This is a genomic window from Streptomyces sp. BK340 (genome assembly GCF_007827595.1).
Taxonomy (GTDB): domain Bacteria; phylum Actinomycetota; class Actinomycetes; order Streptomycetales; family Streptomycetaceae; genus Streptomyces.
In genome coordinates this window covers 16868-31013 of record NZ_VISR01000040.1, presented here as the reverse complement: position 1 = coordinate 31013, position 14146 = coordinate 16868, and the positions used below count along the sequence as shown (strand labels likewise).

11 protein-coding genes are annotated in these 14146 nt (G+C 66.7%); 9 read left to right on the top strand and 2 right to left on the bottom strand.

Annotated elements, in window-relative coordinates; genetic code table 11:
• The first annotated feature begins 36 nt into the window (after positions 1-36).
• Both FB157_RS43155 and FB157_RS43150 read left to right on the top strand, forming a co-directional pair.
• Positions 37-3936, top strand: coding sequence for a DNA-directed RNA polymerase subunit beta' (locus FB157_RS43155; RefSeq protein WP_145886685.1), 3900 nt, complete (start codon positions 37-39; stop codon positions 3934-3936).
• Between the two features lie 174 nt (positions 3937-4110).
• Positions 4111-4773 (top strand): hypothetical protein, encoded by a 663-nt coding sequence (locus tag FB157_RS43150; protein ID WP_145886683.1) that lies wholly within the window; start codon positions 4111-4113, stop codon positions 4771-4773.
• Between the two features lie 307 nt (positions 4774-5080).
• Here FB157_RS43150 and FB157_RS47795 read toward each other — a convergent pair whose 3' ends face one another.
• Together FB157_RS47795 and FB157_RS43145 are read right to left on the bottom strand one after the other, a co-directional pair.
• On the bottom strand, positions 5081-5299 hold the full coding sequence (locus FB157_RS47795) for a hypothetical protein (RefSeq protein WP_186581940.1): 219 nt from the start codon (positions 5297-5299) through the stop codon (positions 5081-5083).
• Entirely contained in the window at positions 5296-5703 is a 408-nt protein-coding gene (locus FB157_RS43145) for a hypothetical protein (protein ID WP_145886681.1), read from the bottom strand. Before FB157_RS43145 ends, FB157_RS47795 begins: the two co-directional genes overlap by 4 nt.
• A gap of 394 nt (positions 5704-6097) precedes the next feature.
• On the opposite strand from FB157_RS43145, the gene rpsL reads away from it, so the two are divergent.
• The 7 genes from rpsL to FB157_RS43110 all read left to right on the top strand — a co-directional run bounded on the left by rpsL (position 6098) and on the right by FB157_RS43110 (position 13604).
• Positions 6098-6469 (top strand): 30S ribosomal protein S12, encoded by a 372-nt coding sequence (gene rpsL, locus FB157_RS43140; RefSeq protein WP_003948652.1) that lies wholly within the window; start codon positions 6098-6100, stop codon positions 6467-6469.
• Positions 6470-6471: 2 nt separating this feature from the next.
• Entirely contained in the window at positions 6472-6942 is a 471-nt protein-coding gene (rpsG, locus tag FB157_RS43135) for a 30S ribosomal protein S7 (protein WP_003992340.1), read from the top strand.
• 39 nt (positions 6943-6981) lie between these two features.
• Complete coding sequence (fusA, locus tag FB157_RS43130) at positions 6982-9108, top strand: elongation factor G (RefSeq protein ID WP_145886679.1); 2127 nt, start codon at positions 6982-6984, stop codon at positions 9106-9108.
• 155 nt (positions 9109-9263) lie between these two features.
• Positions 9264-10457 carry an elongation factor Tu gene (gene tuf / locus FB157_RS43125; RefSeq protein ID WP_020941664.1) on the top strand — a complete coding sequence of 398 codons (1194 nt, stop codon included), beginning with the start codon at positions 9264-9266 and terminating at the stop codon, positions 10455-10457.
• A 116-nt stretch (positions 10458-10573) separates the two neighbouring features.
• Positions 10574-11008 carry a hypothetical protein gene (locus FB157_RS43120; protein ID WP_261386926.1) on the top strand — a complete coding sequence of 145 codons (435 nt, stop codon included), beginning with the start codon at positions 10574-10576 and terminating at the stop codon, positions 11006-11008.
• Between the two features lie 35 nt (positions 11009-11043).
• On the top strand, positions 11044-13065 hold the full coding sequence (locus tag FB157_RS43115) for a hypothetical protein (RefSeq protein ID WP_261386924.1): 2022 nt from the start codon (positions 11044-11046) through the stop codon (positions 13063-13065).
• On the top strand, positions 13062-13604 hold the full coding sequence (locus FB157_RS43110; protein WP_145886675.1) for a hypothetical protein: 543 nt from the start codon (positions 13062-13064) through the stop codon (positions 13602-13604). The genes FB157_RS43115 and FB157_RS43110 overlap by 4 nt, the downstream gene beginning before the upstream one ends.
• Positions 13605-14146 lie beyond the last annotated feature (542 nt).

Genomic DNA, 14146 nt, shown 5'->3' with positions numbered 1-14146 from the left:
CCACAGACTCACGACCCTGAGAGGGATTGACGCATAGTGCTCGACGTCAACTTCTTCGACGAGCTCCGGATCGGCCTGGCCACCGCGGACGACATCCGTCAGTGGAGCCACGGCGAGGTCAAGAAGCCCGAGACCATCAACTACCGCACCCTGAAGCCCGAGAAGGACGGACTCTTCTGCGAGAAGATCTTCGGTCCGACCCGGGACTGGGAGTGCTACTGCGGCAAGTACAAGCGTGTCCGCTTCAAGGGCATCATCTGTGAGCGCTGTGGCGTCGAGGTCACGCGCGCCAAGGTGCGCCGTGAGCGGATGGGCCACATCGAGCTGGCCGCGCCCGTCACGCACATCTGGTACTTCAAGGGTGTCCCGTCGCGCCTCGGCTACCTGCTGGACCTGGCGCCCAAGGACCTCGAGAAGGTCATCTACTTCGCCGCGTACATGATCACGTACGTCGACGAGGAGCGCCGTACCCGCGACCTGTCCTCCCTGGAGGCGCACGTCTCGGTCGAGCGCCAGCAGATCGAGAACCGTCGCGACGCCGACCTGGAGGCCCGCGCCAAGAAGCTCGAGGCCGACCTGGGCGAGCTCGAGGCCGAGGGTGCCAAGGCCGACGTGCGCCGCAAGGTGCGCGAGGGTGCCGAGCGCGAGATGAAGCAGCTGCGTGACCGTGCGCAGCGCGAGATCGACCGCCTCGACGAGGTGTGGAACCGGTTCAAGAACCTCAAGGTCCAGGACCTCGAGGGCGACGAGCTGCTCTACCGCGAGCTGCGTGACCGCTTCGGCACGTACTTCGACGGCTCGATGGGTGCCGCGGCGCTGCAGAAGCGCCTGGAGTCCTTCGACCTCGACGAGGAGGCCGAGCGCCTCCGCGAGATCATCCGTACCGGCAAGGGCCAGAAGAAGACCCGTGCGCTCAAGCGCCTCAAGGTCGTCTCCGCGTTCCTGCAGACCAGCAACAGCCCCAAGGGCATGGTGCTCGACTGCGTGCCGGTCATCCCGCCGGACCTGCGTCCGATGGTGCAGCTGGACGGTGGCCGCTTCGCGACCTCCGACCTGAACGACCTGTACCGCCGTGTGATCAACCGCAACAACCGCCTGAAGCGCCTCCTCGACCTCGGTGCGCCCGAGATCATCGTGAACAACGAGAAGCGCATGCTCCAGGAGGCCGTCGACGCGCTCTTCGACAACGGCCGTCGTGGCCGTCCGGTCACCGGCCCCGGTAACCGCCCGCTGAAGTCCCTCAGCGACATGCTGAAGGGTAAGCAGGGTCGATTCCGTCAGAACCTGCTCGGTAAGCGAGTCGACTACTCGGCGCGTTCCGTCATCGTCGTCGGCCCGCAGCTGAAGCTGCACCAGTGCGGTCTGCCCAAGGCCATGGCGCTGGAGCTCTTCAAGCCGTTCGTGATGAAGCGTCTGGTCGACCTGAACCACGCGCAGAACATCAAGAGCGCCAAGCGCATGGTGGAGCGCGGCCGCACCGTCGTGTACGACGTCCTCGAAGAGGTCATCGCCGAGCACCCGGTGCTGCTGAACCGTGCTCCCACCCTGCACCGCCTCGGCATCCAGGCCTTCGAGCCGCAGCTGGTCGAGGGCAAGGCCATCCAGATCCACCCGCTCGTCTGCACCGCGTTCAACGCGGACTTCGACGGTGACCAGATGGCCGTGCACCTGCCGCTGTCCGCGGAGGCGCAGGCCGAGGCCCGCATCCTGATGCTGTCCTCGAACAACATCCTCAAGCCGGCCGACGGCCGTCCGGTGACGATGCCGACCCAGGACATGGTCCTCGGTCTGTTCTTCCTCACCACCGACGGCGAGCTGCGTGACACCAAGGGCGAGGGCCGTGCGTTCGGCTCCACGGCCGAGGCGATCATGGCGTTCGACGCCGGCGAGCTGGCGCTGCAGTCGCCGATCGACATCCGCTTCCCGGTGGGCACCATCCCGCCGCGCGGCTGGACCCCGCCGGCCCGCGAGGAGGGCGAGCCCGAGTGGCAGCAGGGTGACTCGTTCCGCCTGCGCACCACCCTGGGCCGCGCGCTCTTCAACGAGCTGCTGCCCGAGGACTACCCGTTCGTCGACTACTCGGTGGGCAAGAAGCAGCTCTCCGAGATCGTCAACGACCTCGCCGAGCGCTACCCCAAGGTCATCGTGGCGGCGACGCTCGACAACCTGAAGGCGTCCGGCTTCTACTGGGCGACCCGTTCCGGTGTCACCGTCGCCATCTCCGACGTCGTCGTTCCCGAGGCGAAGAAGGAGATCGTCCGCGGCTACGAGGCGCAGGACGAGAAGGTCCAGAAGCAGTACGAGCGCGGTCTGATCACCAAGGAAGAGCGCACTCAGGAGCTCATCGCGATCTGGACCAAGGCGACCAACGAGGTCGCCGAGGCGATGAACGAGAACTTCCCCAAGACGAACCCCATCTTCATGATGGTTGACTCGGGTGCCCGAGGAAACATGATGCAGATGCGGCAGATCGCCGGTATGCGTGGTCTGGTGTCGAACGCGAAGAACGAGACCATCCCGCGTCCGATCAAGGCCTCGTTCCGTGAGGGTCTGTCGGTGCTGGAGTACTTCATCTCCACGCACGGTGCCCGTAAGGGTCTCGCCGACACCGCCCTGCGTACCGCCGACTCGGGTTACCTGACCCGTCGTCTGGTGGACGTCTCGCAGGACGTCATCATCCGCGAGGAGGACTGCGGCACCGAGCGCGGTCTGAAGCTGCGGATCGCCTCGCGCGGCGCCGACGGCGTGCTGCGCAAGGCGGACGACGTCGAGACCAGCGTCTACGCCCGCATGCTCGCCGAGGACGTCGTCATCGACGGCAAGGTGATCGCGCCGGCCAACGTGGACCTGGGCGACGTGCTCATCGACCAGCTGGTGCACCACGGCATCGAGGAGGTCAAGACCCGCTCGATCCTGACCTGCGAGTCGCACGTCGGCACCTGCGCGATGTGCTACGGCCGTTCGCTCGCCACCGGCAAGCTGGTCGACATCGGTGAGGCGGTCGGCATCATCGCCGCCCAGTCCATCGGTGAGCCCGGTACCCAGCTGACGATGCGTACCTTCCACACCGGTGGTGTGGCCGGTGACGACATCACCCAGGGTCTGCCCCGTGTCGTCGAGCTCTTCGAGGCCCGTACCCCGAAGGGTGTCGCCCCGATCTCCGAGGCCAACGGCCGCATCCGGATCGAGGAGACCGAGAAGACCAAGAAGATCGTCGTCACCCCGGACGACGGCAGCGACGAGACGGCGTTCCCGATCTCGAAGCGCGCCAAGGTCCTGGTCCGCGAGGGCGACCACGTCGAGGTGGGCCAGCAGCTCACCGTGGGTGCCACCAACCCGCACGACGTGCTGCGCATCCTGGGTCAGCGTGCCGTCCAGGTCCACCTGGTCGGCGAGGTCCAGAAGGTGTACAACTCGCAGGGTGTGTCGATCCACGACAAGCACATCGAGATCATCATCCGGCAGATGCTCCGCCGCGTGACGATCATCGAGTCCGGCGACGCCGAGCTGCTGCCCGGTGAGCTGGTCGAGCGCTCGAAGTTCGAGACCGAGAACCGTCGTGTGGTCCAGGAGGGTGGTCACCCGGCCTCCGGTCGTCCGCAGCTGATGGGTATCACCAAGGCCTCGCTGGCGACGGAGTCCTGGCTGTCGGCCGCCTCCTTCCAGGAGACGACCCGAGTTCTGACGGACGCGGCGATCAACGCCAAGTCCGACAGCCTCATCGGCCTCAAGGAGAACGTCATCATCGGTAAGCTCATCCCGGCCGGTACGGGTCTGTCCCGCTACCGCAACATCCGGGTCGAGCCGACCGAGGAGGCCAAGGCCGCGATGTACTCGGCCGTCGGCTACGACGACATCGACTACTCGCCGTTCGGCACCGGCTCCGGCCAGGCCGTTCCGCTGGAGGACTACGACTACGGTCCGTACAACCAGTAAGCGAGCAGCTTGAACTGAAGGGCGGTCACCCCGTGGGGTGACCGCCCTTCGGCGTTGTTCGGGTCTTTCGTTCGAGTGATCGCTCCGTGTCAGCCACGTCCGTCCACGCCTGCCCTGCAGCCGGTGTGCGAGGTTGTGCCGGACCGGCCGAGCGGAGGCGGAGGTGCCCACGTCATGACTGCAGCGACTGCCCGGCGTCTTGTCGTGGCGGCGGCGCTGGCCGTGCTGGCGACGACGGCGGCCTGCGGGGCCGGCGGAGACGGCGGTCCGACGCCTCCGGGCCCCACCGGGACCGAGACCGCCGGGACGCAGGAGAACGGAACCGGGACACCGGGCCCGGACGAGACCGGGACGACCTCGGACCCGGGCGGGTCGGACGCCCAGGTCTTCCTGGACGCCGACAACGAGGAGTCCACCGCGTCGGACATCGAGCTGACGAGGACACAGGTGGGCGAGCCGGTCCAGGAGGACGTGGAGATCAAGGCGTCGAAGGAGCGGCCGCCCCCGCCCCTGCAGGACGTCAGGGGCGAGATCAAGGGCCACGAGGTCGAGATCGTCGAGGGGTGTCTGGGCGAGGTGCCGTCGGACGGCTGCACGGTGACCTTCCGGTACACGCCGACGGAACCGGGCCCGTACGACGGGGAGTTGACCCTCACGACGGCCGACGGCTCCACCGTCACCGTCCCCGTCCACGGTGAGGCGGACGAGGCCACGACCTCGGACACGGGCCCGACCAGCCCGGGTCCCACGACCCCCGAGCCCGTCACCACCGATCCGGAGACTCCGTCCGAGCACGGGACACCGTCCGAGGACGGGACGGGGGAGCAGCAGACGTGACGCCGGGCGCTCTCCCGGGCGCGCGGATCTCCAGCCAGGCGGTGCCGTCGTCGGGCAGCACCACCACACCGTCCCTGTAGCGCGCGGTGCGGGAGATCAGATAGAAGCGGGTCGGCGCCTTCGCGAGCAGGCGGAAGCCCCGGTACTCGTACCGGTACGGCCCGTTCGGGCTGCCGTGGTCCCTGAACTCGATGTCCCGTGCGTTGTGGGTGAGGGGCACCCGGGAGTGGATCACCACGGCCGGCAGCCGCTTGTACCCCTGCTCCGCGTCCAGCCTGGCGTTGCTGTGACCGACGACCGCCGCGTACTAAGCCATGTCGAAGAACAGGCTCACCGTCAGCAGTCCGATGAGCAGTGCGCCGATCGCCAGCCACACCCGGTCGCCGTCGGGGGTCCGCTGCCGGGCCCGCAGACCGGTGCTCTGGTTGAGCCGCAGATGGACCGCGCAGACGGCCAGCGTGGACCCCAGGGCCACCATCACGGCAGGCATGAACACGCGGGGCCAGCCCGCCGGGAAAGGGATCACCGGTGCCGCCACGAGGGCCGGGAGGCCCAGGAACACCATGGCGATGCCGACGGCGAGCAGCAGGACGATCGACGCACGGCGTGCTCCGGCCCGGCCAGCGCCTGTTCCAGCCGGCCGAACACGAGAAACACGATCAGCCCGCCGGCCAGCAGGACGCACAGGGGGAGGAAGATCGCGCTCGTGCTGTTGGCCATGACGTTCTGGACGGACATCCCGAGGTCCTCGGGCACCACGCCCAGGGTGGAGTAGTACTCCCTGATGTAGAGGCTGCCGAAGTAGTACAGCAGGGCGAGTGCGATGGTCCCGGGTGCCGCGACGAGCGCCGCCTCCTGCGCGAAGGACGACACGGGGGAGTGCCCTGGCGGGGGCTGGGGGCCGGCCAGCGGCTCCTGCGGCGCGGTCATGGGTCTCAGTCTGTTCGCGCCCCGTCGGGCCCGCACGCGGAGACCCTCCGCCAGGCTGACCGCTCCCGATACAGCGCTCGCCCGGACATGCGTCGATCACCGATTCGAAGATCACGTAGGGTACAGCGGCTTGACATCGCCCGCAGCTCGGGGCCGCTGGACTCCATTTGTTTTGACCACAGCGAATGAGGTAGGTACGCTCAGACCTTGTGCCTGGGGTGTGCCCTGGCTCTCGTGCGTGCCTTTAACCGCATGGCGAGCCGACACCGGCCACCGTAATCTGCGCCCTTTTCGCCTTGCGGCAAAGGTCCGCGAGATTCGACACACCCGACCGCGTGGGTCGGCGACGTTCCAGGTTAGCTGTACCTATCGGCACACAGAAACCGGAGAAGTAGTGCCTACGATCCAGCAGCTGGTCCGCAAGGGCCGGCAGGACAAGGTCGAGAAGAACAAGACGCCCGCACTTGAGGGTTCTCCTCAGCGTCGTGGCGTCTGCACGCGTGTGTTCACGACCACCCCGAAGAAGCCGAACTCGGCCCTGCGTAAGGTCGCGCGTGTGCGTCTGACCAGCGGGATCGAGGTCACCGCTTACATTCCGGGTGAGGGACACAACCTGCAGGAGCACTCCATCGTGCTCGTGCGCGGCGGCCGTGTGAAGGACCTGCCGGGTGTTCGCTACAAGATCATCCGTGGTTCGCTCGACACCCAGGGTGTCAAGAACCGCAAGCAGGCCCGCAGCCGCTACGGCGCCAAGAAGGAGAAGTAAGAATGCCTCGTAAGGGCCCCGCCCCGAAGCGCCCGGTCATCATCGACCCGGTCTACGGTTCTCCTCTGGTGACCTCCCTGATCAACAAGGTGCTGCTGAACGGCAAGCGCTCCACCGCCGAGCGCATCGTCTACGGCGCCATGGAGGGTCTGCGTGAGAAGACGGGCAACGACCCGATCATCACGCTGAAGCGCGCGCTGGAGAACATCAAGCCGACCCTCGAGGTCAAGTCCCGCCGTGTCGGTGGTGCGACGTACCAGGTTCCGATCGAGGTCAAGCCCGGTCGCGCCAACACCCTCGCGCTGCGCTGGCTCGTCGGTTACTCCCGCGCCCGTCGCGAGAAGACCATGACCGAGCGTCTGCTCAACGAGCTCCTCGACGCCTCCAACGGCCTTGGTGCCGCTGTGAAGAAGCGCGAGGACACGCACAAGATGGCCGAGTCCAACAAGGCCTTCGCGCACTACCGCTGGTAGTCGCTACCCACATCGAGACCGAGAGAAGACTGAAGCCTTATGGCTACCACTTCACTTGACCTGGCCAAGGTCCGCAACATCGGGATCATGGCCCACATCGACGCGGGCAAGACGACCACCACCGAGCGGATCCTGTTCTACACCGGTGTGTCTTACAAGATCGGTGAGGTCCACGACGGCGCTGCCACCATGGACTGGATGGAGCAGGAGCAGGAGCGTGGCATCACGATCACCTCTGCTGCCACCACCTGCCACTGGCCGCTGGAAGACGTCGATCACACCATCAACATCATCGACACGCCGGGCCACGTCGACTTCACCGTCGAGGTGGAGCGTTCCCTGCGCGTGCTCGACGGTGCCGTGACGGTGTTCGACGGCGTCGCCGGTGTTGAGCCGCAGTCCGAGACCGTGTGGCGTCAGGCGGACCGTTACGGCGTTCCGCGTATCTGCTTCGTCAACAAGCTCGACCGGACCGGTGCCGAGTTCCACCGCTGCGTCGACATGATCTCTGACCGCCTGGGCGCTCAGCCGATCGTGATGCAGCTCCCGATCGGTGCCGAGGCCGACTTCAAGGGCGTCGTCGACCTGGTGACGATGAAGGCCCTGGTCTGGTCCGCCGAGGCCACCAAGGGCGAGATGTACGACGTCGTCGACATCCCGGACACGCACACCGAGGCTGCCGAGGAGTACCGCGGCAAGCTGCTCGAGGCCGTGGCCGAGAACGACGAAGAGATCATGGAGCTGTACCTGGAGGGCGCCGAGCCTTCCGTGGAGCAGCTGTACGCCGCGATCCGTCGCATCACCATCGCGTCCGGCAAGTCCAAGGACACCACGGTCACCCCGGTGTTCTGCGGTACCGCGTTCAAGAACAAGGGTGTTCAGCCCCTGCTCGACGCGGTCGTGCGCTACCTCCCCTCCCCCCTGGACGTCGAGGCCATCGAGGGCCACGACGTGAAGGACCCGGAGACGGTCGTCAAGCGCAAGCCGTCCGACGACGAGCCGCTGTCGGCGCTGGCGTTCAAGATCATGAGCGACCCGCACCTCGGCAAGCTCACCTTCGTCCGGGTCTACTCGGGCCGCCTGGAGTCCGGCACCGCGGTGCTGAACTCCGTCAAGGGCAAGAAGGAGCGCATCGGCAAGATCTACCGCATGCACGCGAACAAGCGTGAGGAGATCGAGTCGGTGGGCGCCGGCGACATCATCGCCGTCATGGGTCTGAAGCAGACCACGACCGGTGAGACGCTGTGCGACGACAAGGCCCCGGTCATCCTGGAGTCCATGGACTTCCCGGCGCCGGTCATCCAGGTCGCCATCGAGCCCAAGTCGAAGGGTGACCAGGAGAAGCTGGGCGTCGCGATCCAGCGCCTGGCCGAGGAGGACCCGTCCTTCCAGGTCCACTCGGACGAGGAGACCGGCCAGACCATCATCGGTGGTATGGGCGAACTGCACCTCGAGGTGCTGGTCGACCGTATGCGCCGTGAGTTCAAGGTCGAGGCCAACGTCGGCAAGCCGCAGGTGGCGTACCGCGAGACGATCCGCAAGGCCGTCGAGCGCGTCGACTACACGCACAAGAAGCAGACTGGTGGTACCGGCCAGTTCGCCAAGGTGCAGATCGCGATCGAGCCCATCGAGGGCGGCGACGCCTCGTACGAGTTCGTGAACAAGGTGACCGGTGGCCGTATCCCGAAGGAGTACATCCCTTCGGTGGACGCCGGTGCTCAGGAGGCCATGCAGTTCGGCATCCTCGCGGGCTACGAGATGACCGGCGTGCGCGTCACGCTGATCGACGGTGGCTACCACGAGGTCGACTCCTCCGAGCTCGCCTTCAAGATCGCCGGTTCGCAGGCCTTCAAGGAGGCCGCGCGCAAGGCCAGCCCCGTGCTGCTCGAGCCGATGATGGCCGTCGAGGTCACCACGCCCGAGGACTACATGGGTGAGGTCATCGGTGACATCAACTCCCGCCGTGGCCAGATCCAGGCCATGGAGGAGCGGGCCGGTGCCCGCGTCGTGAAGGGCCTCGTGCCCCTCTCGGAGATGTTCGGCTACGTCGGCGACCTGCGCAGCAAGACGTCCGGCCGTGCGAGCTACTCCATGCAGTTCGACTCCTACGCCGAGGTTCCGCGGAACGTCGCCGAGGAGATCATCGCGAAGGCCAAGGGCGAGTAACGCACCGCGTTCACACGCTTTAGGCTTGACTCCGGAGCCTCGAGGGGCAAACACCCGCATTCCTGGATGTTTGCCCCGGGTTCCGGGCTTTCCAGCAAAGATCACCTGGCGCCGATGAAGCAAGGCGTTCAGAACCACTCCACAGGAGGACCCCAGTGGCGAAGGCGAAGTTCGAGCGGACTAAGCCGCACGTCAACATCGGCACCATCGGTCACATCGACCACGGTAAGACGACCCTCACGGCCGCCATTACCAAGGTGCTGCACGACGCGTTCCCGGACCTGAACGAGGCCTCGGCGTTCGACCAGATCGACAAGGCTCCTGAGGAGCGCCAGCGCGGTATCACCATCTCGATCGCGCACGTCGAGTACCAGACGGAGACCCGTCACTACGCCCACGTCGACTGCCCCGGTCACGCGGACTACATCAAGAACATGATCACCGGTGCTGCCCAGATGGACGGCGCCATCCTCGTGGTCGCCGCCACCGACGGCCCGATGCCGCAGACCAAGGAGCACGTGCTCCTGGCCCGCCAGGTCGGCGTTCCGTACATCGTCGTCGCCCTGAACAAGGCCGACATGGTGGACGACGAGGAGATCCTCGAGCTCGTCGAGCTCGAGGTCCGTGAGCTCCTCTCCGAGTACGAGTTCCCGGGCGACGACCTGCCGGTCGTCCGCGTCTCCGCGCTCAAGGCCCTCGAGGGCGACAAGGAGTGGGGCCAGTCCGTCCTCAACCTGATGCAGGCTGTGGACGAGAACATCCCCGAGCCCGAGCGTGACGTCGACAAGCCGTTCCTGATGCCGATCGAGGACGTCTTCACGATCACCGGTCGTGGCACCGTCGTCACCGGTCGTATCGAGCGTGGTGTCCTCAAGGTCAACGAGACCGTCGACATCATCGGCATCAAGACCGAGAAGACCACCACCACGGTCACCGGCATCGAGATGTTCCGCAAGCTGCTCGACGAGGGCCAGGCCGGTGAGAACGTCGGTCTGCTGCTCCGTGGCATCAAGCGCGAGGACGTCGAGCGCGGCCAGGTCATCATCAAGCCGGGCTCGGTCACCCCGCACACCGAGTTCGAGGCGCAGGCCTACATCCTGTCCAAGGACGAGGGTGGCCGCCACACGCCGTTCTTCAACAACTACCGTCCGCAGTTCTACTTCCGTACGACGGACGTGACCGGCGTTGTGACCCTCCCCGAGGGCACCGAGATGGTCATGCCGGGTGACAACACCGAGATGAAGGTGGAGCTCATCCAGCCCGTCGCCATGGAGGAGGGCCTGAAGTTCGCCATCCGTGAGGGTGGCCGGACCGTGGGCGCCGGCCAGGTCACCAAGATCAACAAGTGATCTTGAGCTGATCCGGCCCGGGTCTTCGACCTGGTAGCTGTCGGAAGGGCCCGTACGACTTCGGTCGTACGGGCCCTTCTGCTGTTCACGCCCCGGACCACGTCAACCTGGTGGCCGTGAGACACACCGTGACGAAGATCGGTGTGCACCGGTTGAAGCTGTCGACGGTGTGGCACGGCGAGGGGTGCACGGTGGGCGGCCTGGTCATGGGGTACGGAGCGAAGGGGCTGGCGTCCTCGCCCGCCGGGAAGCGGGCGGCGGTCAGGGCGATCCAGGACCACATCGAGCCTGAGACCCGCAAGGCCGGGAACCGGGCGGACGAGGAGACCGCGGCGGCGGTCAGGGCGTTCGGTGCGCGGGACGGTGACGGCTGGCTGACCTCGACGGCGTTGCGGAAGGCCCACGAGACGTGGGACGACCAGGTGCGGAACCTGATGGCCCGGCTGGGCTCGGAACGGGACGCCCTGGGCAGCGCGAACACGGTACTGACGGCCGCGGACCTGGCGGCCGGGGCGCGCGTCCGGCAGCTGTCCCCGCTGGACCGTTACTGACGGGCCCGGCCGGGATGCCGACGTACCACGAGATCATGAGCGCCGACCTCTCCGCGCTCACCTCCGCCGCGGAGTCCTGGGAGGGCATGGCGGGGGAGTTCGCGAAGCAGGAGCGGGTGTACCGGCGGGATGTGTACGGCATCACGACGGGCCCCGCCTGGACCGGGATGAGCGCGGAGGCGGCGCACGGGCGCTTCGACGTGACCCTCAGGGAGTTCCAGTACGCGCAGACGGAGGCGAAGGCGATCGCCTCCCTGCTGCGGGACGCGCATGCGCAGTTCGTGGAGCTGCGGGGGCGGCTGGTGGCGGTGCGGGGGGAGGCGGTGGCGGCGGGGCTGCGGGTGTCGGAGCGTGGCCTGGTCAGCGCGGGAGCCGACCGTGAGGCGGGGGAGGGCGAGGGGGACGAGTCGGCCGTACGTTCCTGGCAGGACCGGCTCGACAAGGCGGTGCGGGACGTGACGGACGCGGACACCGGCGTCCAGCTCGCGCTCACGGCCGCGGTCGTCGACTCGGACCCGCTGGCCGGGGGCCGGGGCTTCAACGGCCGGGCGATGGGGGACGTCGAGAAGTACGAGGCCCTGAAGGCCGAGGACACGCTGGAGAAGCTGAGCGGCGGCCGGCTTCTCTCGGGGCGCGAACTGACGGAACTGCGGCGGCTGTTCCACGACAACTCCGACGACGAGGCGTTCTCCCGCACTCTGCTGGACGATCTGGGCGCGGCGGGCACGATCCGGCTGACCAACGAGCTGAACGACCTGATCCATGTGCGGGGCGGGTCGGCCGCGGGCGCGTACGCCCCGATCGAAACGGGCCTGGCGGACTCGCTGGCGGCGGCGACGCGGGACACGGGCTCGGCCTGGTACCGGCACTGGCGCGCGGCGATGCGGCACGCCGGCGTCCGGCACTACGCCACGGCCGCGCAGGGGGAGCGGCTGGACAAGGCGGTGGGGTACCAGTCGCTGGTGACGCTCATGGAGCGGGGGCACGGGTATGCGCCGCAGATGCTCGAGGACCTGGGCGACGACATGATCGCGGCGGAGCGGCGGGAGCCCGGGATCTGGCGGTTGAAGGGCGGCTACGCCGGCGAGCGGGGCGGCTGGTTCGCCAACGATCCGGTGGACGGGGTGCTCGGCATCATGAGCCACGATCCGAAGACGGCGGCGCACTATCTGGGCTCGGACGCGCGCATGAAGTACCTGGTGCAGGAGCGCGACTGGCAGGTCACCCTGCGCGATCCGAAGAACTCCGACGTGGGTACGTACGAGGCGCGTGTCGACGGGGACGACCGGGCGGGGTTCGGGGCGGCGCTCCAGGCGGCGGCGACGGGCATCGATCCCACCGACAAGCACGCGCATTATGTGGCTCATACCGGTGCGAACGATGCGGCCTTCAGATCGGCTCTGGGTTGCCTGGCCGACCGGGGTGACGACTTCCCACCGTCGTTGCGCCGTCCGATGGCCAACATTCTTGTCAACCATGGCGCCACGGTTCACGCGTCCATGAGCGAGATCGACATCCAGCACTCGCCTCTTCCCCAGGACCAGCTCTTCGAGGTGGCAAAACAGGTGTCGAAGGACAAGGGTGCCTACGGCATTTTGAACGGGGGGATGAACCAGGCGATGGTTGCGAACATTCACGGCGATCACAGCGAGTCGGCGGAATCACTGACCCGGGCAGGCCGGACGGTTGGCTTCCTGGAGGAGGCCCGGATTCAGGCAGCGGGATCCCCGAAGGGTGCGGAGTTCGAAACCAAGCCGTTCTTCGACAAGGCAATCAGTTACATTCCGATGGTCGGTGGAGACGTACAGACCGGATTCGACTATGTCACCGACCAATGGCTCGCGGACGAGCAGAAGAGACTCGATGGCCAGCAGGCGGAGGACAACGTCAAGGCCTACTCCATGAGGAACGGTCAGTTGATGGCGCTTGCAGGGGAGTGGACGAAGGCTCGCCAACTGGGCGGCGACCCGTACTACAACCCTAAAGAGGAGATCACTCAATCTGCTGAGGCTGGAATTTCGCATGCAGCTGGAATGTCGGGAGAGCAGCCCAAGTGAATGCTGTCCTTCGTGCCGGTATGCTCGGATTGGCTGCCTTGTCCCTCGCTCTGTGTGAGCTCTCCTGCGCCCATCCCGCTGAGATGCCCGGGGCTATCTGCGGTACTCGCATCGATAAGGGTCTCGCGCGCCTGCTCGTGCAGTCCGCCGATGACTTGCACGAGTTCACTCGAGTGGATAGGCGCGAGGAAATTACAGCACCTTGTATTCTTTTGTCGCGCCATGATCCCGTGCTCGAGTTTCGTTTCTCGTGGGACGGCTATGCGACGGACCTCATGTACTTGGCAACTGGCACAGGTTCAGTCTCGGGAGTCACAGCCCCGCGCTACGTGAAGGGCATTCCCAACAAGACAATCATCGGCACCGACGGAGCCATCTCGCAGGCCCCCTGCAAAACCAAGGGTGGCAACTACTTCACGCTCACCCTCCAACTCCCCCAAATCAACCCAACGGACCAAACTCACCGCAAGGACATCGAAAAGTTCATGCGTGCCTACTTTCCTGCCACTGTCGAGACTCTCGGCTGCAAGCGGGAGTAGGTCAGGGGGCGGAGGGAGTCCTCCGTGTGGGGTCCGCCTCGCGGGGCCGGCGGCGCGCCGACCCGGGTGGTCGTAACCGGTGATCGGTCGGTTACGCGCCGTGCGGGGCGCGCGGGGCGATGGGTCGTCGGCGTCGGGTCTGTGTTTGACCTGCGTCACCCTGGGGGTATTCTCTCCGGCCCGATTGGCCAGCCCCCCGCCCCATATGGCAGACTGTCGGAGTTGCTCGGTCGAGTGTTGATGCTGCGCGCCTCCCGCCGGGAGGACCGGAAGCGAGTCCCACAGTACTCGTCGCCCTAACTGCCTGCGGGCAGCACTGGGGCGGACGTACGGGAATCTTCCGGGAAGTGTGGTGCGGCACCGACCAGGCGCCCGGTGGGCCTTCCGCCCTCGGCTTGCGGTTCCGGAAGGGCCGTGTGCATTCCCCGCAGGGATGTTCGAACAAGGGACATCTGTGTCAGCGGGAGCGCGACACGCCCGACCGCGTGGGTCGGAGAAAGAAGTCAGGAACACCGGGTTCCAGAGCGTTAGAAGAGACAGGA